Annotated in this window: 20 protein-coding genes and 1 other RNA gene; 11 read left to right on the top strand and 10 right to left on the bottom strand. The window is 39.6% G+C overall.

Features of this window, described 5'->3' with window-relative positions:
* Positions 1-72: 72 nt before the first annotated feature.
* Genes DSZ37_RS03470 through DSZ37_RS03455 form a run of 4 tightly spaced genes read right to left on the bottom strand, consistent with a single transcriptional unit; the run spans position 73 to position 4,456 of the window.
* Entirely contained in the window at positions 73-1,461 is a 1,389-nt protein-coding gene (locus DSZ37_RS03470; protein ID WP_109725570.1) for a hypothetical protein, read from the bottom strand.
* A 45-nt stretch (positions 1,462-1,506) separates the two neighbouring features.
* A complete protein-coding gene (locus DSZ37_RS03465) occupies positions 1,507-2,361 on the bottom strand; it encodes a DUF5104 domain-containing protein (protein WP_109725569.1) in 855 nt (284 codons plus the stop codon).
* A gap of 5 nt (positions 2,362-2,366) precedes the next feature.
* Positions 2,367-3,869, bottom strand: coding sequence for a hypothetical protein (locus DSZ37_RS03460; RefSeq protein ID WP_109725568.1), 1,503 nt, complete (start codon positions 3,867-3,869; stop codon positions 2,367-2,369).
* Positions 3,870-3,892: 23 nt separating this feature from the next.
* On the bottom strand, positions 3,893-4,456 hold the full coding sequence (locus DSZ37_RS03455) for a hypothetical protein (protein WP_109725567.1): 564 nt from the start codon (positions 4,454-4,456) through the stop codon (positions 3,893-3,895).
* A gap of 434 nt (positions 4,457-4,890) precedes the next feature.
* Here DSZ37_RS03455 and ssrA point away from each other — a divergent pair.
* Positions 4,891-5,260, top strand: a transfer-messenger RNA (tmRNA) gene (gene ssrA, locus DSZ37_RS03450).
* A gap of 143 nt (positions 5,261-5,403) precedes the next feature.
* Here ssrA and DSZ37_RS03445 read toward each other — a convergent pair.
* From DSZ37_RS03445 to DSZ37_RS03420, 6 genes are all read right to left on the bottom strand, one after another.
* Entirely contained in the window at positions 5,404-6,675 is a 1,272-nt protein-coding gene (locus DSZ37_RS03445) for a tyrosine-type recombinase/integrase (RefSeq protein ID WP_109725566.1), read from the bottom strand.
* 101 nt (positions 6,676-6,776) lie between these two features.
* Positions 6,777-6,971: a DNA-binding protein gene (locus DSZ37_RS03440; RefSeq protein WP_109725565.1), complete on the bottom strand. Its 195-nt coding sequence runs from the start codon at positions 6,969-6,971 to the stop codon at positions 6,777-6,779.
* 131 nt (positions 6,972-7,102) lie between these two features.
* A complete protein-coding gene (locus DSZ37_RS03435; RefSeq protein ID WP_109725564.1) occupies positions 7,103-7,381 on the bottom strand; it encodes a DUF6809 family protein in 279 nt (92 codons plus the stop codon).
* Positions 7,382-7,499: 118 nt separating this feature from the next.
* Positions 7,500-7,973 carry a hypothetical protein gene (locus DSZ37_RS03430; RefSeq protein ID WP_109725563.1) on the bottom strand — a complete coding sequence of 158 codons (474 nt, stop codon included), beginning with the start codon at positions 7,971-7,973 and terminating at the stop codon, positions 7,500-7,502.
* A 144-nt stretch (positions 7,974-8,117) separates the two neighbouring features.
* Positions 8,118-9,890 (bottom strand): hypothetical protein, encoded by a 1,773-nt coding sequence (locus tag DSZ37_RS03425; protein ID WP_109725562.1) that lies wholly within the window; start codon positions 9,888-9,890, stop codon positions 8,118-8,120.
* A gap of 560 nt (positions 9,891-10,450) precedes the next feature.
* Positions 10,451-11,116, bottom strand: coding sequence for a sigma factor-like helix-turn-helix DNA-binding protein (locus DSZ37_RS03420; RefSeq protein WP_109725561.1), 666 nt, complete (start codon positions 11,114-11,116; stop codon positions 10,451-10,453).
* A 1,251-nt stretch (positions 11,117-12,367) separates the two neighbouring features.
* Here DSZ37_RS03420 and DSZ37_RS03415 point away from each other — a divergent pair.
* The 10 genes from DSZ37_RS03415 to DSZ37_RS03370 all read left to right on the top strand — a co-directional run bounded on the left by DSZ37_RS03415 (position 12,368) and on the right by DSZ37_RS03370 (position 23,326).
* Positions 12,368-12,910: a PglB gene (locus DSZ37_RS03415; RefSeq protein WP_109725560.1), complete on the top strand. Its 543-nt coding sequence runs from the start codon at positions 12,368-12,370 to the stop codon at positions 12,908-12,910.
* A gap of 91 nt (positions 12,911-13,001) precedes the next feature.
* Positions 13,002-14,744: a sugar transferase gene (locus DSZ37_RS18100; protein ID WP_109725559.1), complete on the top strand. Its 1,743-nt coding sequence runs from the start codon at positions 13,002-13,004 to the stop codon at positions 14,742-14,744.
* A 4-nt stretch (positions 14,745-14,748) separates the two neighbouring features.
* Positions 14,749-15,837, top strand: a complete 1,089-nt coding sequence (locus tag DSZ37_RS03405) for a radical SAM protein (RefSeq protein WP_109725558.1) — start codon at positions 14,749-14,751, stop codon at positions 15,835-15,837.
* Between the two features lie 43 nt (positions 15,838-15,880).
* On the top strand, positions 15,881-16,864 hold the full coding sequence (locus DSZ37_RS03400; protein ID WP_207655903.1) for a polysaccharide pyruvyl transferase family protein: 984 nt from the start codon (positions 15,881-15,883) through the stop codon (positions 16,862-16,864).
* 6 nt (positions 16,865-16,870) lie between these two features.
* Positions 16,871-17,755, top strand: coding sequence for a beta-1,6-N-acetylglucosaminyltransferase (locus DSZ37_RS03395; protein ID WP_109725556.1), 885 nt, complete (start codon positions 16,871-16,873; stop codon positions 17,753-17,755).
* A gap of 3 nt (positions 17,756-17,758) precedes the next feature.
* A complete protein-coding gene (locus DSZ37_RS03390; RefSeq protein WP_109725555.1) occupies positions 17,759-18,739 on the top strand; it encodes a DUF6625 family protein in 981 nt (326 codons plus the stop codon).
* Positions 18,729-20,057 carry an O-antigen ligase family protein gene (locus DSZ37_RS03385; protein ID WP_109725554.1) on the top strand — a complete coding sequence of 443 codons (1,329 nt, stop codon included), beginning with the start codon at positions 18,729-18,731 and terminating at the stop codon, positions 20,055-20,057. The genes DSZ37_RS03390 and DSZ37_RS03385 overlap by 11 nt, the downstream gene beginning before the upstream one ends.
* The gene (gene murJ / locus DSZ37_RS03380) at positions 20,038-21,570 is read left to right on the top strand and encodes a murein biosynthesis integral membrane protein MurJ (RefSeq protein ID WP_181380224.1); all 1,533 of its coding nucleotides are present in this window, start codon (positions 20,038-20,040) and stop codon (positions 21,568-21,570) included. The genes DSZ37_RS03385 and murJ overlap by 20 nt, the downstream gene beginning before the upstream one ends.
* A gap of 69 nt (positions 21,571-21,639) precedes the next feature.
* Positions 21,640-22,779: a glycosyltransferase family 4 protein gene (locus DSZ37_RS03375; protein ID WP_181380223.1), complete on the top strand. Its 1,140-nt coding sequence runs from the start codon at positions 21,640-21,642 to the stop codon at positions 22,777-22,779.
* Positions 22,772-23,326 carry a poly-gamma-glutamate biosynthesis protein gene (locus DSZ37_RS03370; protein ID WP_242978555.1) on the top strand — a complete coding sequence of 185 codons (555 nt, stop codon included), beginning with the start codon at positions 22,772-22,774 and terminating at the stop codon, positions 23,324-23,326. Before DSZ37_RS03375 ends, DSZ37_RS03370 begins: the two co-directional genes overlap by 8 nt.
* Positions 23,327-23,898 lie beyond the last annotated feature (572 nt).

The following is a 23,898-nucleotide window of genomic DNA, read 5'->3' as shown; positions in this document are numbered from 1 at the left end:
ATCTGATGATCGGAATTTTCATTTTTTTCTGTGTATTGCCGCTGATACTGATCATCACGTTTTTCCGTTTGATCAGTCGTTTCCAGTGAAGAAGTTATATACATCGTCCGCAGCCTGAGACAAAGCCCCAAGACCGTTGAATACGATATTGCTTACAGCAGGGCTTCTTCCGATCACTTCCGTTATATTCAGTGCCTGATCTACAATAGTAATACTTGTGACTCCCGGATTGACCCCAAGAATGGTTCTTTCAAATACAGACCATACGCCGTTTGGATTGAGATCTGCGCCAAGTATTGAATAAACATCTCCTGACGAACGCATTGCAAAAGACGACGACGAGCTGTTCCACGCAAGTATGGATGCAGGGTCGTTCGAATTCCATTTCGGCATCGTTATACCGCTTCTTTCAAGAACAGTTTCCATAGTCGTTCTGGTAGTACCTGTCATGTTGCCAAGATTCTCTGCACCCGCCGCAGCCTTATCAGCTCCACCTGTACCGAGTCCAGACCAGAAAGTTGACGTTCCGGGCTCAACAAGCAATGCATAATCATCAACATTACTGATGGCAGTTCTGAAACCGCTGTTTGTAAGCCACGTCTTGCCGTAATTAAATAGCTGCTGATTGGTTATTCCCTTTAATCCGCTGTATATGGAGCCTGCACCATAAAACAAGTTAGAAACAGTGCTTATCACATTAAGAACTTTCTGAGCTTTTTTCCAGTTTCCGCTGAGAGGTGACCATGTATCAGCAATATTAAACGCACCTGAAGCAACAGCAGATACTATAGCTATAGCTGCAACTGTCATGCTTGCAACTGTCGCTATGGTTGCTGCCGTGCCTGCCGAAACTCCCAGCCATGTCAGGGCTGCCGTGAGCATAGGCACAAGAGCTGCTCCGCCTGTAAAGACAACAGCAAGGACTGCAAGGACAACTCCGACCACGATAACCACCGTGATCACGATCTGCTGCCAGTGGTCTGCACACCATTCGCCTATGGTAGCGAGAGCATCTGTAAAAGCATCCCACGCAAAAGCCAGTACTTCAAACCCGAACTCCAGTACGCCTGCGATGGTTCCTACGACATCGCCCACCACATCAAGTATCGCATCACCAAGTGATTCTTCGGGGCGGAGATATGAGTATGTATCGTAAAAATCCTCCTGCTGAGTTGTAATAGCCTCCGCAGCATCCTCATCTATGGAAATGACGGTATCTATGAACTCCTCGGTATCATCGGCGATATCCTCGAAGGTATCCGCTTTCATCTCCTGAGTGTCCGAGGAAGCTCTGAGAGAGCTGATGATGTCGTCAAGGTTGCAGATACTGCTGTCGATAGCAACAACGCTGATCCTGAGGGTATCCACATTTTCCCTGAAAGCGTCCACAGCGGTCCTGACGCTGCGAAGCCCGGCCGGCATCTGGTTTATCCTGTCTGCATACAATGTGATCGTAGCCATGCTTTATCACTCCTTACATAGTTTATGATAAGTTGCGCCAATAGTCTACTTGTTCATCATCTCACTGACACCTGTTATACGGTAGTCTCTGAGATCGATCCCGTTTATATCATCGGCTGCCGAAACAGCCATGAGTTTCTTGTCGTCATCATATTTCAGTGCCAGCACATAGTCGGTATGTGAAAAGCTCACATAGGCATATGCGATATATCTGTCACTGCTGTTATCCACCCACATTTTGTTGAAGGACCTGTTATGAGTGTCGTCTACAAAATCCGTAAGGCACTTCAGCTGGTACTCGTCCGCTTCTTCAAGCAATTCAGCGGAGAAAATATCGGTGGTATCGTCTTTAACGCCTTTGTAATAGAAAAGCGTCTGTAAGGTATCGTCAAGGAATTCTCTGTCGGGATAGGCAACACCTGCTATATTATAGAAGTTGGTGTCGTCAGCCTCGTTCATATCGAAAAACTCAAGGCTGTATACTCCCTCCATGGACGGGTCAGCCTCATTTTTCAGACATTGCGTCCATTTCACAAGATAGGAGTTGTCCCCCGATTCAAATTTACAGTGTGCATTGATGGTGTGAAAGGACTCGCCCTTCTTGAACTGGGTATAGCTTGATATATTGTCGTCTGTTCTGGTCGCCCTGCCGTCTTTGTAGGCACTCAGAACATACTCTATACCCTTATCTATATCGGCAGCGTCCTTCAGAGCCGCTTCCGAAAAGCAGCTTTTCAGAAGCTCGCCATCCTTTTTCTCGATAGCTTCAAAGAATTTGTTCTCAAAATCCCTTGCAGCATCTTTTTCCATTTTTACACTGTTGTTAAGTATCGACAGCTTTGAACATGAGAATGTGCTGAGCATAACTGCCGACAAGCATATAAGGAAAAATCTTTTCATTTATATCAGTAAACAAGATTAGCTGTCTGAGTTTCGGTATTTATAGTCCATGTAGCGGTTGTGCTCTCATTATTGAGAGGGTTAATGTAAGTATCAACCACCACTACATTATTACCGCCCGAGTATACGACATTTCCGTGGGTGCTCAGGTCATCATAGAAGCTGTCAAACATTGCATCGCCGTTATACATAGTTGAAAAATTGATAGTTGTTGAAGAAGTCAGATTTACCGCCTGAACATTCTGAGTATTGCTGTCAAATCCGTCCACCCACCACTGAGCGCCGTTTTCCCATAAAGCAGAGTCACCATAGGGAGAATAATCAAAAAGGTTCTTGCCGTTATAATCAAGAGACAAGCTCATATCGCAGGCATAGTCGGTAGCGGAGGTATAATGGAAACCGTCACCCGTAGCCTGATAGATACCCGTCTCGGTACCGGCGCCAAGGTTCATGTAATCGCCCTTCCACGACCATACTGTAAAGGTCTCTCCGTTTTCCAGAGTAAACTCCATTCTATAAACGCCGATACTGTTTCCGTTGGCATTTATAGCGCTGTAAAATACATTATCGTAGCCGACATTATATCCCATAGGTCCCCACGACTGCCACCAATCCTGTCTGATGTGGTAGATGCCGTCGCCGTCGGGATCGACAGCTCCGATAAGACCAACGATAAATTCAGCTCCGGGCAGCTTCTCTGTCGTCCATATCTTTCCTATCTCCAGAGCAGGACCGAGCAGCGTTATGACCTTATCAACGACCCATCCGAACTCCTCGGTAGCTATAAGCTGTCCCAGCTTGCTGATGAAGCGTGTTGCAAAGTCCTCGAACCGGTCATAGAGATAATCGCCCAGATAATGCAGGGGCGTATTATTGTATATGTATGAAGCCAGATCTCCGAGAGGAGAAAGCACATTGTCATAAATAAATCCTGCGGCATCTCCGAGGAAAGAGAAGAATTCGCCTATCCACGGGTGATCGTTGAGAAAATCCTCTGCATAGCCTATGATCTGCTCACCGTAGTCCACAAGCTCATGCAGGAAATCTGCTACCTCTTCCCTATGAGCCCTGATCCACTCGGTCGCGGACATACAGAGCCCCGCAATATAATCCCATGCATCGGAAAGCAGATCGGTAAAGAAGTCACCGATAGCATCCAGCCATGATTCGTCCTCGGGTCTGAGGTAGTCATACAGCGAATAGAAGTCCTCCTCAGCCGTAGCGATCAGCTCAGAGACCTCTTCGTCTATCTCAGCGACCTCATCAATAAACTCCTCGGCAGCATCCTGAATATCGTCCAGAAACTCCTCGATCGCCTCCTGAGTATCCGAAGAAGACCTGAGACTGCTGATGATATCCTCCAGATCGCATATGCTGCTGTCAATGCCGAGTGCTCCCTGCCTTAACAGATCGATACCTCCGTTAAAGGAACTGACAGTATTTCTCAGCGTGCCGAACACAGAAGGGATAAGATTAACTCGTGATGCATACAGTGTTATCGTTGCCATGGGATGCCTCCTTTAAGCAGTTCTTAGTCTTCTGCGTCCATCCTGCGTCTGTAATACTCCATATCCATAGAGGCACTGCTTTTTGTGCTGCGCCATGCGTCAGCATTTGCACGGGTTATGCGGATAGCCTGCTCAATGTCGGAAATACGGGTCTCAGTAGCCCTTATTTCAGCCTCGAGCTCAGTGATCCTCGTGTCAACAGCAGACTTTTTTGTCCTGAATGTTGACATAGCTTCAGTTAGGGTATTCCGAGTAGTAGTCATCTCATCGCTGAAAACATCATTGATGTTTACAGAAGACGAATCAGGAGCGTCTGCCATCTGCGTAAAGCTTGTTGAAGCCTCATCCATGTTCGTTGAAACGGAGTTGAGGCTGCTGGTAAGATCTGTCTCCTGAGCAATAACATTTGCAAGGTCTTCGGAAGCGTCCCTGTGTCTGACAAGATCGGCGTTCAGGCTGTTAAGGTAATCAATAGCCTCATTCTTTTCACCGATGAGTTCATTGACACGATTCTCGCAGTTGTTTATCTCCGAGCAAGCATTGTTATAGCGGCTCCTCGCCTGGTTGTAATAGTATTCATTGTCCATGCCCTTACCTCCCTATAATGGTATATATTCAGCGTATGTCCGCGTCGGGACTCCGCTTACGATCATATCTGCGCGTTTTCTGCCGATACAAGGTGAGATCCGCAGCCTTTTCCGCACATTATATTATTATACATGGTATATTTTACCATAAATATTGCTATTAGTCAAGACAAAAATTATAAATTCTCCAGTCATTTATTGCTCATTTTTGTTTTAAATCTACTATTTCCCAAAACAGCGTATTAAACTTCAAAAATATTTTTTGTTAACTAATTATAACATAATAAATAAAAGGAAGAAAGCATGTCGCAGACAAACAGGAAATATCGCTGCTGTAACAAATATCGACACTGTTTGCAGTTGACAAACGTCTGCAAACAGTGTATAATATTATTCGGAGCATTTCGGCTCCCCACCTCACTCCCTCATTGTATGGGGGCGTAAAGGTTTCGACGGGGGTCTCGAAGTGTGATAAGCGAGCGGAGAATGGCGTGATCTCCATAACCTGCGCCACGTTTAAATATAAACGCAAGAAATAACATTACAGTTTCTAGAAATAGCGAACTGGTAGCTGCTTAAGTCAGCTTCTGTCCACCGAGGGAGTACCGCGGCTCTCGCTTGGGCATCGATTAGCGGTGAACGACTGACGGAAGTGTCCGTGTCCGCCGGTTGTATACGGACTACCTGCACCCGCAGCCCGTTTATCGGCGGCTCGTACAGGGAATCATAATAGGTAAAATACGCTCGTAGAAAGTTGCATGAACGGACTTTCGGACAGGGGTTCAATTCCCCTCGCCTCCACCAGAATCAAGGCTCGCAAAAGGCTTAGAATAGCCATTTTGTGAGCTCGTTCTTTTTAAAAAGTGCTCTCAACCACTTATTGACCACTTATTTTTTTATTTAACAATATCAGGCGCTCCGCAGAGTTTTGACTCTGCGGAGTATTTTTATGCCATAGTCTGCTCCATATTTTCTTCTTCAAGCTCGTCCTCATCTTCCTCAATGTCGGGTTCAGCCTCCTTTGCGGACTTAGGTTCAGCGTTATTCCCCTCTCGGGTAAATCTCAGTGCATTGGTTATGGCATCGCAGTTTCTCGCTCTCGCCTCCTGGAACATATGGGAGTACAGGTTCAAGGTCGTTCCTACGATGCTGTGTCCCATATCTGCCGACACGGCTACTACGTCTATGCCCTCGTAGATGAGGAGCGATGCGTGAAGGTGACGCAGTGAATGTATGCCACGGAAGGGTATGTCAATCTTCTCGCAGTAGCTTTTCAGATACTTGTACGGCATTTCGGGATACATCGGTGACCCGTTCCACTTGGTGAACAGCCTGTCGTTATCCTCCCACTTCGTTCCAAGCCGACGAGCTTCTTTTCTCTGCTCCTTGCGGTATTTCTTCAGCATATCCATTACGTCCTCGGGAAACTTTGCCACTCGCTGAGACTTCTTCGTTTTCGTAGTATCGGTGTAGATACCCTTCGCAGGTGTGTAATGAGAAGTTCTGCGGACTCTTATGGTGTTGTAGTCAAAGTCGATGTCCTTCCACTCCAGTCCCAGCATTTCGCTTCTTCGGAAGCCGCTGTATATCGCCAGCGTTATGTAGACCTGAAACCACATTGGCTCATATGCCAGATCTTCAAACAGCTTCTTCACTTCGTCAAGGGTGTATATCTCCTTTTCCTTCTGCTCCAGTTTGGGTATCACAACTCTGCTGCACGGATTGTCCGTCAGCATTCCCATACGGATAGCGTAGCTGAATATGTCGCTGATGAAGCTCAGGTGATGTATAGCCGTCTTTCGTGACAGCGGCTTGCCTGTGACCATGTGCCTGCCGTTCACGATAAGGTCGGTGATGAACATTTGTATGTCTCTGGACGTTATCTTGTCCATACGCTTGTGTCCGATGGCAGCGTAGATACGCTTGGTGACCTGCCGCATTTTTGAAAATGTGGTCGGTCTCAGGTTGACCTTTGCGTACTCATCGAACCACTGCTCGGCGAAGGTCTCGAACTTGACCGCCGATGTTATCTGACCTTTCTTGCACTCCTCCTCGAACAGCACCGCCTGTTTGTTGACCTCTTTGTCAATCTGACGAGGTGTCATGCCGGGTTCAGGATAGTAGCTTTTGTATTGATTATGCTGCCTTCCGTAAATATCATAGCCGCATGATACTTTTATCTCGAATGAACCATTCGGTCTTTTTCTTATAGTCGCCATATAATTTCCCTCCTTCATAAATATTGCGCGTTTTTGCCAACGACATCATACCACAACTCGGTGCGGAAGTCCAGAAAAAACGCGCCATTTCCACTATTTTTTTACGCAGTCTCCCCGCGCAGATATTTCAGGAATAATTCCTTGTTGATAAGATATTTATTGCCAGCCATGATGTGCGGCACCTGACCGCACAGGCACATCTGGCGGACTCTGTATTCGGTCAGCCCCTCTACAAGAGCTGCCGCCTGCTTTATTGTAAGCATTACGATTTTAGTCTCTGTTTTGTTTTCAGCCATTCGATCATACTCCTTCTCATTGTCTTTATCTCGTTTCCTATGTGATTTGAATTGTTCACTTTTATCATTCCTTTACTTAGATTTAAAGGGTACGGCTCTGTCCGTACCCTTTCCGTTTAATTGTTATGTTGTTATTTCAGGTTCTCGCTCCTGCCGAACATCACATCAATAATCAATTCGGCGCAGTCACGGAAACCTTGTATGTAGCTTTCCGCTGCCATTGTTTCGGACAGCATTCCCTGCATATCCGTTATGTCGTTCAGCAGCTTTTTATCGTCAGCCGACAGCCTTTTCTCCAGTGTGTCGCACATTTCAAGCAGCTCCAGACTTCGCTTTGCATAGTCGGAGTTCTTCCTCACATCATGCTGACACGGTATGACGTTCCCGTAGTATAAATCTTGCAACTTCATCGCCGCGGTCACCTCCTGACCAACAATCATACCACAGCTTGCTGTCGAAATCCATTCACCAGACTGGACGAATGTTGGCTGTTGATACCGAGCAGAAGCACTACAAAACAATCAGCTTTTATTCTTCCTCACTGCGCTGATATCTGACAGCACTCTCAAAGTTTATGATACCGTTGATGCGGCGCACCTCGTCTGTGACCATTTCACGGAGCTTGAAAAGTGTGCTTTCTTCGATATCATTTATCGCCGCAAGTATATGCGACTGCGCACCGACTTCAACTGCAAGCTTGAATATCGCACGAGACAACCTCTGCTCAGTCCCCATGATATATCCCTCAACGATATGCGCTATCTGCGGCGCAAGGTACTCGATGAGCTCAGGCTTGTTCTGCATAAGGTGAGCGCAGTAGAAGCGGATAGCTTTCTCCATGAACTCAGTTTTTGTGCTGCAATTATCCGACTTATATATGCTCTCCACCGTTTTCATAGTCTCGGGATAAATGTACAGCGGAAAGCGTATTTTCGGAGCGTAGACTCCATCATAATTTGCCGAAACATCGGCACTTTTCTTACTTTTTTCATTTTTTGACATCAGCATTTTCCTCCCTTTTTGATTTTGACTCCAATTCGGTAAACTCACAACCTGCGGAATATCGGCGGGCACTGCCCGTCCGATGTGGAACGGCGGGCGCTTTGACGCCAGCCTTTATCCTGCAACCCAAAAATCTCAGCGATTTCAGCTGTTTTTGGATTCTTCCATATCAGGAAACATCTTCGACTTATCCAGCACCGCAACGCTCATCTGACGGTCATTGGTGACACGGACAGTTGTTGTGTTGCGCTTACCTTTCACGACCATTATACCGTCATCGACCAGCTGCTGTATCAAACTGTTTTTGCCAATGGAGAAGCTCTCGCCCATTTCCTTCGACAGCTTCACCACTTCCGACAGCGCCGCATTCATGATGAGGTAGTAGAAGTTGTCATCATCGAAGCCGATGAAGCCCTTGCGGTTCATATCGCAGTCGTTTCCGATGAAATTGACACTGCACCTGCCGCTGTCGAGCAGACTTTTCAGCTTGTCGCAGAACTGATACGAATAGTTTTCGTTCTCGACTATGCTGTTGTTTCGCACAGAGCTTGTAACTATTATGTTCCGGAAAGAGCTCTTGTAGTTCTCCATGTCCTGCACACCTATTTCTTCTTTTGAATTCAGGAACGCAAGCAGAAAGTCGAAGCCTATCATCAGATGCGCGAGAGTATCGGGAACTCTTGTATGGAAGTTTTCACACCTTGCAGACAACTCCGCTGTTACTTTGGCGCGGTATTTTTTGAATGTATCTGACAAGCCCTGCACGAAAGTATTTTCATCGCAGAGATATGTTTCGCGCAGCCAGTCAACGTAGTTGTGCATTATCGACGCAAGCACTCCGTCCGCTGCAAGCTGCTGATACTCAGTCATCAATGCAAGATCTATGTCGTCAGATTTCATTTCGACAATGAAGTAGCGCGCGAGACCGCTCTGCGATATCTCGGGAACGTACTCCGCAGTGACAAGACACATACCCGTCGGCGGACGCGACGGCTGCAATTCTATTTTACTGTTGAGACGCGCACGACCAATGCGGTCACCGTAGAAACGCGCAAGATTTTGTGCAGTGCTTTTCATTTCCGAGTCGCCGTACACACCATTTGGGTGCAGGTCGTCGACGCAGGTGAGAACGTCCTTCAGCGAATTGATGTTGCTGAGAATACTGTTCGCCGTATCATGAAACGACATCGGCAGAGTGCTGGCTGTGAAGCTGCCAAAGAACGAACACATCAGCGCCGCAGTCGTTGATTTGCGCGTACCTGTTTTGCCGACCAGTGCAGTTATGAACTTCGGTTCGCAGCTCGCCGCTTTCAGGAAGTGTTCCAGCGGAGACAGAAACGTTACCGCCAACAGCGGAAGCATAACTCTCTGCGGCAGCAGACCGTTTTCAAGCAGAGCTGTGAGATAGAACAGCTTGTCCAAACTGGCAGGTGTACTCCAATGATAAGCGTTCAGCTTGCCTTGCAGCTCCACTGTGAACTGACTATCCGCAGACGGCATCAGGAACTCATACCTCTCATTGATTCGCCGCCAGCCGGTCTGACTGTACACAGTCCTGAACTCAACAGCTGTTTTCGTACTCATAATTGCATGACGTATCTTGCCGAGCGTATTGTTTGCAGGCGAATATGAACCCAGCGAGCCCCATTTCTCGATGAGCCATTTCATGCTGCTCATCTCGTCTGCGGCGACAGTTACCGTCGGCATTGTCGTTCCGTTGGAATGTACTGCTCCGACCTCGAACGCTTTGCGGCACTCACTTCCGTCATCGAAAGTTATCTCCGATTTCAGCACAGGAACGTAGTCGCACAGTCTGACTATCGTGACCTTTCCCTTCCGCTCGACCGTTTCGTAAAGGCAGCCGTCCTTAACGCAGTACGGCTCGTTGTAAATGTTGTTGTCGTAGTTTTCGGTCATCCTATCATCCTTTCTTTTCAAACTCACTTTATTTGCCCTCAATTTCGCTCCGAGAGCTCGTGTGGTGTAGTTATCCCTCCTTTCTCCGCAGGGCGGCACAAACCGCGCACAAATGCGCGACACGCCGACCTGCCACTCTGATTTTACTAACAAACTACCAAACACTGCCAAAGCACCTGATACAGAGCTTTTCCGGCGTTAGCAATTTACTATCGCAGAACTAACAACTACCGATTTTGCTATCGGCAGAAGTAAAGATATATCGGCATTTAGACGCTCTTGGTAGCAAGTTAGCAATTTGTTTGAATGAGCCATTGCATGATATTTAGTTGTCAAGGTACTAAATCGAAACATAAAACGCCGCAGATGAATAAATAACTGCGGCGTTCATAAAAAAGCCTCCATATATATACCGATGGGAAACGAAAAAAACGAAGATTGCAACGATCGGGAAGCAAATATTTGTATAGTTGCACAAGCGATGAAAGAAGAAACGTACATTCGATTAGTAATTTTTACCAGTAAAGAAAAATCCCCACAGCAATACTGTGGGGAGATGTTTACGCCGCCGGATCTTTATTGGAAGAACCATTTGGGATAGCGGCCTCAGGCGATTCTTTTTGCATAAAGATGATCTTACACTGTTCAAACAATGCCAATATCCGTTTATAGTTGTAGCTGACTAATCCCGGATAACCGAAAGCTTTAGCTTCTTCATAGAGCGAGATATATTCATCACGAAGCTTGTCCAATGCTCGTCGGCGCAGATCCTGCACTGCTCTCACAGTTGTACCCATTCTTTCTGCGATTTCATATGTATCAAGTCTACTCTTGAAGGAGCAGTAGAGAGCGCTGTACTGCTTCTCTGTTAGAACTTCCATCGCTTCCCTGAGAACTGGATCGTCAAATAGATCATCAAATCCGTTTGTGACTTTCCTTTCAGCGCTGAGTACAACAGAAGGTGTGTCCTGGAAGCGTTGCTTTCTCGCTTCCGCACTTTCCCACTCGTTGTATTCTTCAAGACTGCAAGCCTTTCTGTTCTCATAATATCGCCTGTCAGAATTCAGTTGGTCTCGCTCGACCTTCTTCCATTCCTCAGACTCATAAAACGATGTCGCCTGTTCGTATGCTTCCTGACCATATGCCTCCTTATAGTTCTGTATCGGCGTATCCAACTCAAGAACGCTCGTATCGTTTTGCCTATGATGTCCATTCACTCTCTTCATGCGTTTCCCTTTCTGGCGGAAGGCTTACTACGTATGTATAGAATGAACGTTCTTGTTTGGTTAATGATATTTTAGCACACATTTGTTCGATTGTCAATATAAAATCGAAAATTTGTTCTTTTAGTAGAAATAATAAATGCCTCAAACAAATTCTGATGAATCACTATCTGTTTGTATTGCTCTCGGAAGCCGCTACATAAAAAGGTTATCATATTGTTATTTCAGATTTGTGATCTCATGCGCAATAATTGGTGAGTATCCTAAAATTTAGGACTATGCAGTCACATGATAAAAATTGATTTTACCATGAATTTTCGGCTATAGTTAGCTAAATATAATTGGTTTAGATATTTTAACAACAAATCCAGTTTTGCAATAGGAATAATATATGATTATATAAATCTTGTCTAAAAATTAATTGCTAAAAAGAATTTATGATTTACTTATTGTAATAATTAAACTCCGTAATACAAAACAGATAATTGCACAAATAATAATATATAAATCAGGAAGAAAAATAAGCTTTCATTTGTCAATAGCAAACAATATTGACTTCCATATATTGACATAAATAATAAAAATATGATATAATTTTACATATTAAAAAACATAATCTGTTTGTTACACCCAGTTGACTTTCGGACAGAGAACAATGCGCAAAAAATGCCTTGTCTTCTGTGTATAGAAAAATGCGAAAGCGGCTGCTGTAGTTGATTCGGAGACAATAAAACAATCAGCTAAAATCGAACTTATTTATGGAGTTCCGATCCGTGGGTATGGGGCTACCAACGGGATAAAATCGGTATCTCGAACGCATAAACAGGTTCGGTCAATGTTTTTTAAGGGGTGTTTATATGAGTACTATGCTTATTTCAGGAACAAGACAGTATAGAATGGCTTTATCTGAAAATATAGTAAAAGGCTTTGGATATAGGGGTAACTGCGCTTATACGGGCAAGTTCTATTCTTAAGCCGGAATAGTGATTATATGCAGGCTTTTTTGTGCCTGCTTTTGCTTTTTACACGATATAGTCGTTTCATACAATATTGAAATATTTGGCTGGTTGATATAAACTGCTACATTTATGGCAGCTGATATGAGCTTGCTAAATCCACAGTGTGTAGGGGGCATACTGTGGATTATAAAAACCTAATTAAAAAGAATTTCATTGACCAAAAGAATTTTTGGTCTTTATTAGTCTTATTATTAATCCGCTTTTACATTTATTAATCTTTTTAGGGGGAGTGTTTATGAAGAACTTGCTTATCATCGGTGCCGGACAGTATGGTATGGTCGCCAGAGAAATTGCTGAATCCATGAAGTGCTTTGAGCGTATTGATTTTGTCGATGATGTATATCCGTCTGCTGTTGGAAAGATTTGTGATATTGATAAGTTGATTCATGAATACGATTCTGCGGCTGTTGCGATTGGTAATTCAGATCTTCGGCTAACGCTTATAAAAAGATTATGTGAGATTGGCTATGAGGTACCGACTCTCATCCATGAAAAAGCATATGTCAGCCCTTCAGCAAAGATTGGTATAGGTTGCTTCATAGAGCCTATGACTGTGGTTCACACGAATGTAACTGTTGAGACTGGATGCATTCTGTCAGCAGGTGTTATTCTTAATCACAATAGTGTTGTTCATGAAGGCTGTCATATCAATTGCGGTTCGGTTGTCAAGGCAAGAGCCGAGATTAAGGCAGGAACACGTACAGGCTACAATGAAGTATGTGATACTGAGAAGGTGGAACATGTTAAACAGCATGATAAATTGCCTGTTGCTGTGTGAATAGACAAGGCTGTAAAAGGATTTGCGTAGAACATGGTATTGATATAGCAAGGTTATTGAATCAAAAATACTTAGGGTGAGGTAAGAAATCGTGAAAGAGCAGACTAAGAAAAATATTAAAACAGCATCTACATTAACAGGTTTGGCTTTAGGCGCTACATATCTTGTTATGCGCCATATTGCCAAGAAACAGTATCCTAAATCTGTTTATGCTGATAAGCCAGAAGAGCAGAATCCTGTTGAAGGCAAAAAAGTTGTGTTCGTCGAGGATATAAATGATCCTGTGAACGCAGATGGAAAGCAGGGACATCTTGAAGCTGTGGAGAACAGCACACATATCCCGACTTTCTATGAGAGTTATATCAAGCGAGGAATTGATATCGCCCTTTCGTTCTGCGGACTTGTAGTCCTGTCACCCGTGTATGCAGCTACCGCCCTGGCTATCAAAAAAGACGATCCGGGTCCGGTATTCTTTAAGCAAAAGCGAGTAGCTCAGAACAAAGGCTATTTTGAACTTGTGAAATTCAGGAGCATGAGCGTGAATACACCGAAAGATGTACCGACGCATATGCTTCAGAACGGTGGTATCACAAAGGTAGGAGCATTTATCAGAAAGACCAGCATCGATGAGCTTCCTCAGCTCTGGAACATATTCCGCGGAAATATGAGCATTATCGGTCCAAGACCTGCTCTATGGAATCAGGACTACCTGACAGCTGAGAGAGACAAGTACGGTGCTAACGATGTTAAGCCCGGTCTTACAGGACTGGCTCAGATCAGCGGACGTGATGAGCTGGAGATACCTGAAAAAGCTAAGCTTGATGGTGTGTATGCAAAGGAACTTAGTAAAAGCAGTTTTGCAGGATTCCGTATGGACATGAAAATGTTCTTTGGTTCTATATTCTCTGTTCTTAAGCATGAGGGTATTGTAGAAGGCGGAACTGGAGCAATGGCAAAGGAGTTTGCAAAGGCTAAAAGCTTAGTTGCATCAGAATCTAATACATTAACACCATTAGATGGAACATCTGTGTTAATGTCTGTATATTATAAAGAGAATCCTGAATTCTTGGATTTGGCCTTAAAAAGTATTCTTGTAGAGCAGAGTGTTAAACCAGATGAATTTGTTCTTGTTTGCGATGGCCCATTGACTGATGAATTAGATGAAGTTATAGCAAAATATGAAGATGAGTTTAAAGACATTCTTATGATTTATCGCACTGAGGAAAATCAGGGGCTTGGTAAAGCCTTAAACTACGGTCTTAGCAAATGTTCACATGAGGTTATAATTCGAGCTGATAGTGATGATATTTGTACTCCTGATAGGATTAAGCAACAGTTTGAATATTTGAATGAACACTCTGAAATCGCGATTGTTAGTTCATACATTGATGAATTTGATGTGGATTGGAATAATCCCAAGAACAAAAAGGAATTGCCGCTTGTTCATGAAGAACTATCACAGATGGCAAAATTCAGAAATCCTATCAACCACATGGCTGTTGCGTTTAGAAAAAGTGTAATTGAGAATATTGGTTCATATCGACATATTCCGTATATTGAGGATTATGAATTGTGGGTTAGAGCAATTATTAATGGCTACAAGCTAGCAAATATAGATAAGGTTCTAGTTCATGCAAGAGTTGGAAATGGAATGGTTAAACGAAGAGGAAATCGTCAATATATCCAAAGTTGGAAAGAGCTAAGTAAATATATGCTTGCTAACAAGATGATAAATCATTTTGAGTATTTAAGAAATATGAGCGCTATAAGAGCTTTTGTTTATACCCCTGGGAACATAAAAGAATTACTTTATAAGTTGATTTTAAGGAGATAGTATAATGGATAAAATCAAAAGATTCATTGAATGTCTTTTACCCATCACAGCATGTAATCTAAAATGTAGCTATTGTTATGTAATTCAAAGAGATAACAGAACGAATAAAATGGCAGAGATGAAATATACCCCTGAACAGATTGGCTTGGCAACAAAAAAAGATCGTTGGGGTGGCTGTTGCTACTTTAGTATATGTGGCGCAGGCGAAACCACTATACAAAAGAATATTGATGAGATAGCTTATAATATTCTTAAGAATGGGCACTATGTAAATATTACGACTAATGGAACGGTAACTAAGCAGCTTGAAAAGATTTTATCAACTTGTAAAGAATATGTTACCCATTTGCATTTTTGTTTTTCATTCCACTATATTGAACTTATGAATCATAATCTTGTTGATGTTTTTTTCAAGAATTTTAGACTCATTAAAAATTCTGGTGCTTCCATAATGATTCAATTTAATATGTGTGATGAGTATTTGCCATATTTAAATGAGATGAAAGATTTATGCATAAGAGAAACTGGGGCTGCGCCTCAGATAGCTGCAACAAGAGAAGAAGAAAAGAACCTTGAAAAGATCAAATTGTTAACTAACTATACAAAAGAAGAGTATATCGGTTTTGGTAAGCCTTTTGATTCTCCTTTATTTTATTATACAATGAAAAATTTTAATGTTAAGCGGAAAGAGTTCTGTTATGCAGGCGATTGGGCGATGAATCTAAATCTAGGAACTGGCGTAATGAGAAGATGTTACTGTTCATATATACGTCAGGATGTGTTTAAGAAGCCAAGCGAGAAAATAAGATTTCTAGCAATTGGTCATGCATGTGGATCACCATTCTGCATGAATTCAAGCCACTTTATGTCTTTAGGTGTGATACCTGAGGTAGAATCTCCATCTTATGCAGCATTAAGAAATCGAAATGAGGGAGAGTGGTATTCTGATGAAATGAATGAGTTTTTGTCGTCAAAATTATACGACTCAAATGAAGAATACAGTTTCCCAAAAAAGATTCTTTGCGATTGTGTCGGAATTGCCGACACTTTCGTTAGAAAGACGTATTCTATATATAGAAAGATAAAGGGATAAAATGTTTAACATACGTGATTTAAAGAAGTGCCTTTCAATTAACATGTATGGAGTATTAAGAGATCTAAATAAATATATTCATCAAAAGCCGTGGCCAGGTGGTATATCATCAAAAAAACACTTTTGGTTTATAGATGCACCAGAATATGGTAATCTTGGTGATCAAGCAATTGCATATGCTACAACATGTTTTTTGACTGAGAATTTTGCAGACTTTGATGTTATAGAGATTCAACAATCAAGAACAGCTCAATACATTAATTGGCTTAAAAAGAATATTAAGCCGGATGATATCATAGTACTTCAAGGTGGAGGAAACTTTGGAAATCTATATCCACCATATGAGGCAGTTAGAAGAAAAATCATCAAAACATTTAGCGGAAATAAAATCATTATTTTCCCTCAATCTATATACTATACGAATGATAGAAAAGGAAAGCGCGAATTAAGAATTGCTCAGAAGATTTATGCTAGTGATAATTTAATCATTTTTGCGAGAGATAAAAAGTCTTATTCAGATTTCAGTGTTCTTTTCCCCAAAGCGCAAATTGGAATATGTCCAGATATAGTTTTTTATTTATATGGAAGAATACTGAATGATAAAAAAAATGGACTTGGACTATGTTTCAGAAATGATAGCGAAAAAACTATATTTACTGAGAGCGAAAGCGGATTTATAGAAGAAAGTAAAAAGAAATATGATAAAATTCGTTTGCTTGACACAATATGTAAGGATAACTTCATTGTTGGTGATAAAAGAGAACAGTTGGTTTGTAGTAAAATACGTGAATTTGCAGAAAATGAATTGGTCTTAACTGATCGACTACATGGGATGATTTTCTCTTTTATTTCTAAAACATCTTGTGTATATTTCCCTAGTAAAACGGGAAAAACCGAATTCTTATATGACAGTTGGCTTTCTGAAAGTCGTATGATTGCAGATCACGAAAACTATAATCATGAATTCGAAATTGAAGAGTATAAATTTGATTTCTCTGAACTAATTAAAGCAATTATGGGGGATTAAACATTTATGAAAATTGCAATTCTTTTACTTTGTCATAAAAATCCAGATCAAATCAATTTGTTCATAAAGCAAATGAGAAATAAATCAATTGACATTTTCGTACATGTTGACAAGAAGTCAAATATCGTTGAAAACATAGTGAAAGCAGATAATGTCTACATATTACCAGAAGAAAAGAGAGTAGATGTTGCTTGGGCTTCTATATCCCAAATAGAGGCAACACATAATCTAATTATATCAGCTAGAAGCATAAACAATTATGACTATTACTGGTTATGCAGTGGACAAGATTTTCCATTAAAGAGTTGCCAAGATATCCTTGCTTTCTTATCTACAAACAAGAATTTGAATTATTTGAATTTCTTTACATCAAGACAAAATGGTCTTGATAAAGATAATAATTATGATAAAAGAAATTCTATATTCTACTTTGATTTTTTGATGGGTAGGGAAAAATGGAAGAGAATCTTCAGAAGGTGCTATGTTGCTTTAACTGGAGGGTACAACTACACCTTTCCTTGGTTGAAAAGAAAATATAAGGGGTTTAAATTCTATTTTGGGTCTCAATGGTGGTGTATCAATAAGGATACTATGAATTGGATTATTGAATATGAAAAGAATAATAATGATTATTTTACTTACTATTCCCATTGTTCAACACCAGATGAGTCTTACTATCACACGCTTGTTATGAATTCACCTTACGCCAAGGACTGCACTGATTATTTACATTGTATAGTATGGCCTGAAGGAAGCCCAAGCCCTAAGATTCTTACAATAGATGACAAGGCTCTTCTGTTCAACACCTCATATCTTATGGCACGAAAATTTGATATTAATATTGATTCAGAGATTGTAAGAGTTCTTTCAGATAGAATTAAGGAATGTTGAGATATGTATTATAAGTATAAAGTTTTTTGTCCGTATTTCGGAAGGTTACCCTCAAATTTTAATTTGTGGCTTGCATCATGTAGTTATAATAGTAATTTTCAATTTATTGTTATTACAGACGATGATTATAAAAAATATAGTATCCCTAATAATGTTTTGATGATAAAAATGGACTTTGTTTCTTTCAAGAAAACTGTTCAACAAAAATTTGATTTCAAAATCTCTTTAGAAACACCTTATAAACTATGCGACTTTAAACCAACGTATGGATATGTATTTGAATCTTATTTGGATGATTGTATCTATTGGGGGTATTGCGACATGGATTTGGTATTTGGAGATTTAGAAAAATTTATGCCTCAAACTACCTATGATAAAATCTCTCATCTTGGACATTTATGTTTATACAGAAATAATTCTGCCATGCGTGAGTGTTTCAAATTGAATAGCAATTCAAAAGTTAGTTATGTAGATATTCTTTCGAATCCAATGCATTTTGGTTTTGATGAGATAGGAGATTACGGTATAAATAATGTCCTCATTAAAAACGAATATAAAATATATGACTATGAATTATATGTTGCTGACATAAGCTGTGCAAGAGATGGCATGGTACTTGCTGTATATAGAGATGATAGTTTTTCTCCCTTATGGGGGACTAGAATCTTTGCATTTGAGAATGGAAAAGTCTATTCTTATGATTTAGATAATAAGATAACTAAGAAAGAATACGCATATGTTCATCTCCAAAAAAGGAAGATGTCTAATAATGTTATAAATGTGGGAGATAAGTTCCTGATATTACCTTGCCAATACTGCGAATATCAGGATGTGACCAAAGAACTTATAATTAACAGTCAGGACAAACATCTTATACCACTAAAAATGTTTCGTGTTAAATTTACAGCCCTTATTAAAAGGTATAAAAGAAAGCAGGTTCTTTTGGCATTGACTAGGAAAAGGAACAAAAGAAATGAGAGATAAGGCTATTTACGCTAAGTATTCTATAATTTTCACCTTGTGGTTTCTTGCGAATACAGTGTCTTCACCAATAGGATGGATCGCTTTAGTCCTGTCTGCTACATTTATCATTTTTGAAAAAGATTTTGGTATTGTAAGATGGATATTCTTTGTTCTGCCTAATATTAGAATTTTAGATGTGATAGGTTTTACCTCAGGAATTAATCTGTTACTAATTGTTTGTTCTCTCAAACTAATATTTACATATACTACGCCAGCTGGGCATACTACAATTAAAACAGACTTCGAAAAAAAAAATCTAACATCTGCCATTTTAGTATTTGTAATTGAACTGTCGCATTCATTTCTTCCAACTACAACAGTGTTCGGAACAGTGTTTAATTCAACTAATATAGTTTTAGATATTCTTGCAGGTTTTTCTATACTGAGTCTTAATTGGGATCTTGATAAATTTAGAAAGATAATTACTTCGTTTTATCTTGGCGTTTTTTCATCTGTAATCATTTTTTTGATTGCAAATCCAAATGCTGTTCGTTCAATTATGATTTCCGCCTATCGTTTAGGGGCATATGGAACAGATCCTAACTATTTAAGTGTTTATGTAATCCTATCTATGGCTGGCATTCTATTCATATCGATTTATGATAAAATAAGGATATATGAGCTTATTAGTTTGGTGTTATTGTTTGTAGTTGGTTTGTTAACTGCAAGCAAAATGTGCATGATTTGTATGGTTTCAGTTATGACTATTTATGTTGTAATCTCTATTTTAAATGGGAACTGGAAACAATTTGGAAGAGTCGTCCTTGGACTTATTCCAGTTGTAATAATTGGATTAGTTTCTTTTAAGGATTCTCTCTTAATTATCTGGAATAAAATAGCTGATAGATTTGATAATACTTCATTGACTTCGGGACGAAATACTCTATTTGATTTCTATTTAGAGCATATTGGAGATAACCTTACCTCATTATTATTTGGAAGAGGCATTGGGTATTTTTCATATTATCAACCCTTGGGTGCTGAATACATAGCACACAACACATATTTAGACTTTTTGCTTAGTTGGGGTATTGTGGGGTGCTTTGTTTTTGTTATTGCGATGTTGGGGATCTATAAAGAAAAAATAGATGTTAGGAGTAGAAATCCGATAGACTTTTTACCGATTTTGATATTATCTGTAATGCTTTTATCATTAAGCTGTATGTCATCGGATATGTTTTGGTTTATTTTGCCGTATTGTTTTATTCCAATGACATTGCAGCATGAATCTACTACCTTAAGAAATGGAGGTACAACTTTTGAAAACAAAAGTAGATAAAAAACGAAGTATTGTTTTTTCTTCACTTATAGTTACAATTGCAACCTTTTCTATTAAGGCGTTAGGTCTTATCAAGCAATCCGTGCTTGCCTCTATATGTGGGGCAAGCACTCAAACAGATGCTTTTTTTGTGGCAACTGGCATTATTGGGCAATTAGCCGTTGTATTATTCTCAGCTATTTCAATTACTTTGTTATCGATGTATTCGAGAGAAAGGGTAAAAAATGGCGATATTCAAGCAAATTGTTTGCTCACAAGTACAATAGCGGTTTTTCTTCCGATTTCTTTTTTGCTAACTTTTTTGTTCTTTGTTTTTGCAAGACCTATTGCAATAATTATGGCACCGTCGTATAGTGAAAACCAATTATCTTGCTTGATTCATTATCTCAGAATAATGTCTATCGCATATGTTCCTTGGTGTATTTACTTAACATTAAATGTGTCATTAGAGGCAAATAATAGCTTTCTACCAGGCAAAGGTCAGGGTTTGTTTCAAAATGTATTCCTAATTGTTGGTGCTATTTTATTGTATCATAAATATGGGATGGATGTTCTGGTATATGCATTTCTTTTATCGGGAGTTGCACAGTGTGTACTAGTGGCAATCTGTGGAAAAAAATATTTCAAACCACATATTAGTAAAGAAAAAATTCAAGTTGTCATAAAGGAATTGCTACCATTAGCAATTCCTTTGATGTTGGGAAATGCAATTTATGAGGTTAATGATATCGTAGACAAGCAAATTTCACTGGCGCTAGGATCGGGGATGGCCTCTTTATTAACATATGGTTCAACATTAAATGAAATTGTTACTGGTGTCATTGTTGCCTCAGTAGCTACAGTATTATTTGCTAATTATGCTAATTGGGCTGCAAATAATGAAATTGATAAAATTATTACTAATCTGAAATCTTCTATAAATAATCTACTTCTACTGATTACTCCAATTATGATAATGTGTATCGTTGCTGGGGATCAGATTGTAGGGATATTATATGGTAGAGGAAATTTTGGAGAATATGAAATCAAGGTTACATACTATGTAGTTATAGGATACGCCTTAGGCTTTATATTTCAGTCAATTCGTGCTATTTTAGTAAAAGTCTATTATGCTTTTCAAGATACTAGGACTCCAATGATAAATGGAATGATAGCTGTATTTGTCAATATTGTGTTAAGTATCATACTCTCCAAATATATTGGTGTTATGGGAATTGCTTTAGCTACAAGTATTGGAATGTTTATTGTGACTATTGCTTTAGCGATTGGAATAAAAAAACATCTGTCAAATTTTTATTTCCATGAATGTTTATCGGAGTGTTTTAAGGATTTGTTCTCTGGTGTAGTTGCGGCAATATTGCTTTATTTCATAAAAAACTTTATTAATATCAATACTGTGATAGATTTTATAATCGAAGGAAGCGCCTGTATTGTTATTTATATTAGCATATTGATATTACTCAAGTCTAAGAGTTTAAAAAGTGCTAGCCAACTACTAAAAAGAGGAAAATGAATATTGTTTTAAGCATTAAAGCGATGATATTTGATTAAATGATTCTAAAATAAAAAAGGAGGCGTGACAGTGAGAATATTATTTACGGTTGGTACGTTTTACCCTAGAAAAGACGGTGTTCAAGCTGTTACTGAATATTTAACCACTGGGTTAGTTGAAAAGGGCCATGAGGTAATAGTAGTTACTTCATCCGTGGAAAATGAACCGAATGAAGAAATCTACAAAGGTATAAAAATTATTCGAGTAAATATTCATACCAAATTTGCATTATACTTCGGAAACAAGAAAAAATATCAAAACCAGATTTTGAATATTGTAAATGATTGTGATGCAATGGTAAATGTTTGTACTCAAAACGCACTAACTGATTATCTATATCCAATTTTGAATAAGATTAAATGCCGCAAGATACTTCATATGCATGGAATCTATGACTTTAAGTGGCATAAAACTGACTTTTCTTCTATTAAAGCATTTGCTTACAAAGTTTGGAGAAACATACGATGGAAGTGGCTCTATGCTTCAAGAAACTTTAGTAAATATGACAGGATACTCCAACTTCATAGATTTGATAATGGATTTAGTTTCTTTTCTAAAAAGTATCATATCACTAGTTGCATTTTGGAGAATGCAGCAGAAGAACAGTTTGGGTTAAATAACCCAAGAAAGAACAGTGAAAAGTATTGCATCTGTGTGGCTAATTATACAGATCGAAAAAATCAAGAATTTGTTTTGAGAGCATATTATAAAGCCAATGTTTCCAATCTAGGAATGGTATTTATAGGCAGTAGAGAAAATGAATATCTTAATTATCTTAAAGAAATATGCAAAAAGCTCGAACAAAAACACGGCCACAAAGATGTTGAATTTTTAACCGGTGTGCCACGAGAAGAAGTAATAGCTTATGTTAGGGATTCATATATATATCTTTTAGGCAGTACCTGGGAAGCGTTTTCGATATCATTGATTGAATCTATGGCCTCTAGTGTACCATTTATATCGACTGATGTTGGAATAGCAAAGTATTTACCAGGTGGAGTAGTTGTAAAAACGATCGAAGAAATGACCTACTGGATAGAAACCCTTGGAAATTCGAGTGAATTAAATTGTTTGCTTGGAAATATGGGACATCAATATTACATTGATAATTTAAGAATAAAGGATAAAGTTGATCAGCTAGAAGCTGTAATAATGGAGAAAAATGAATAAAAAAGAACTTAAAGAAATGCTTCGCAAAGACAAATGGAATAATATAGGGAATCGAAAACTATATCATTTGTTTTTTATTATCGCTACAAGACATGCTTCGTGGTTAAGATGGAAGTATATCAAATATATGAGGCTGTCATGTTATTACGAAGAGAAGTTTAGAAATAAGAAATTGATATATGCTTTTCCTATGTATATAAATATGCTGAAAATGAATAATTTAGGATATAAACTAAATTTTGAAATTGGTGGAAAGCATATTGGCGAGGGCTTGTCCTTATGTCATAACGGCCCTATTGTCATACATGGAGCTTCTATAATTGGAAAGAATTGTGTTTTACATGGAGATAATTGCATCGGTAACGATGGAATTTCGAATGATTGCCCTGTTTTAGGCGATAATGTTGATGTTGGTGTAGGTGCAAAGATAATTGGTAATGTAACAATAGCAAATGGAGTTAGAATTGGTGCTGGCGCAGTTGTTGTTAAAGATTTTACCGAAGAAAACATAACTATAGGCGGAATTCCAGCAAAAAGAATCAAATAGCTATCACATTTTATATGGAATCTTTTGAAAAAAGGTAGTTATATATTTGCAGAATTATTTCAATATAAAGTAATTACTTATCTCATCACAGCACAACTCTGAGCCGAATCCATACGAAACAGTGGGCGAAAAACACGCACCGGAGCTGCATATTAAATGACAATTCGTATATTGAATTCGCTTTTAATGCAATATATACAAAGGATACTCCGTCGGGACCCTACCACTTATTCGGTACTAACTTATTTGTCTTTTTACGTAGAATAGAGCTATTCCAACCACTTGTTTACCACTTATTTGTACCAAAAGCTGCCAAAAATCACTTGAAGCTGCTAAAAGCGGAATCGTAAAATACCGCGAAATACAGCCATTTTCGCAACTTAGCAAAAACCACTAAAAGTGCTTCTACTTTTTCAATTCCCCTCGTCTCAAAATCAGGGCTAACAAATGGCTTAAAATAGGCATTTGTGGGCTCGCTTTTTTGACAAAAAACTGTCAACCACTTATTTTTTTATTTAACAATTAAATTGCTCCGCAGAGTTTGTTTCTCTGCGGTGATTTTTTTGCCATTT

The sequence above is a fragment of the Ruminococcus flavefaciens genome, assembly GCF_900116855.1.
Classification (GTDB): Bacteria; Bacillota; Clostridia; order Oscillospirales; family Ruminococcaceae; genus Ruminococcus; species Ruminococcus flavefaciens_R.
This window is presented reverse-complemented; position numbering and strand designations above follow the sequence as displayed.

Excerpts from the sequence above, each read along its gene's own strand:
- DSZ37_RS03465 (WP_109725569.1), bottom strand. The coding sequence starts at position 2,361 with ATGAAAAGATTTTTCCTTATATGCTTGTCGGCAGTTATGCTCAGCACA.
- DSZ37_RS03445 (WP_109725566.1), bottom strand. The coding sequence starts at position 6,675 with ATGGCGACTATAAGAAAAAGACCGAATGGTTCATTCGAGATAAAAGTA.
- DSZ37_RS03460 (WP_109725568.1), bottom strand. The coding sequence starts at position 3,869 with ATGGCAACGATAACACTGTATGCATCACGAGTTAATCTTATCCCTTCT.
- DSZ37_RS03385 (WP_109725554.1), top strand. The coding sequence starts at position 18,729 with ATGAGAGATAAGGCTATTTACGCTAAGTATTCTATAATTTTCACCTTG.
- DSZ37_RS03395 (WP_109725556.1), top strand. The coding sequence starts at position 16,871 with ATGAAAATTGCAATTCTTTTACTTTGTCATAAAAATCCAGATCAAATC.
- DSZ37_RS03435 (WP_109725564.1), bottom strand. The coding sequence starts at position 7,381 with ATGAAGTTGCAAGATTTATACTACGGGAACGTCATACCGTGTCAGCAT.
- DSZ37_RS03405 (WP_109725558.1), top strand. The coding sequence starts at position 14,749 with ATGGATAAAATCAAAAGATTCATTGAATGTCTTTTACCCATCACAGCA.
- DSZ37_RS03390 (WP_109725555.1), top strand. The coding sequence starts at position 17,759 with ATGTATTATAAGTATAAAGTTTTTTGTCCGTATTTCGGAAGGTTACCC.
- DSZ37_RS03415 (WP_109725560.1), top strand. The coding sequence starts at position 12,368 with ATGAAGAACTTGCTTATCATCGGTGCCGGACAGTATGGTATGGTCGCC.
- DSZ37_RS03440 (WP_109725565.1), bottom strand. The coding sequence starts at position 6,971 with ATGGCTGAAAACAAAACAGAGACTAAAATCGTAATGCTTACAATAAAG.
- DSZ37_RS03420 (WP_109725561.1), bottom strand. The coding sequence starts at position 11,116 with ATGAAGAGAGTGAATGGACATCATAGGCAAAACGATACGAGCGTTCTT.
- DSZ37_RS03370 (WP_242978555.1), top strand. The coding sequence starts at position 22,772 with ATGAATAAAAAAGAACTTAAAGAAATGCTTCGCAAAGACAAATGGAAT.
- DSZ37_RS03455 (WP_109725567.1), bottom strand. The coding sequence starts at position 4,456 with ATGGACAATGAATACTATTACAACCAGGCGAGGAGCCGCTATAACAAT.
- DSZ37_RS03400 (WP_207655903.1), top strand. The coding sequence starts at position 15,881 with ATGTATGGAGTATTAAGAGATCTAAATAAATATATTCATCAAAAGCCG.
- DSZ37_RS03470 (WP_109725570.1), bottom strand. The coding sequence starts at position 1,461 with ATGGCTACGATCACATTGTATGCAGACAGGATAAACCAGATGCCGGCC.
- DSZ37_RS03425 (WP_109725562.1), bottom strand. The coding sequence starts at position 9,890 with ATGACCGAAAACTACGACAACAACATTTACAACGAGCCGTACTGCGTT.
- DSZ37_RS03430 (WP_109725563.1), bottom strand. The coding sequence starts at position 7,973 with ATGTCAAAAAATGAAAAAAGTAAGAAAAGTGCCGATGTTTCGGCAAAT.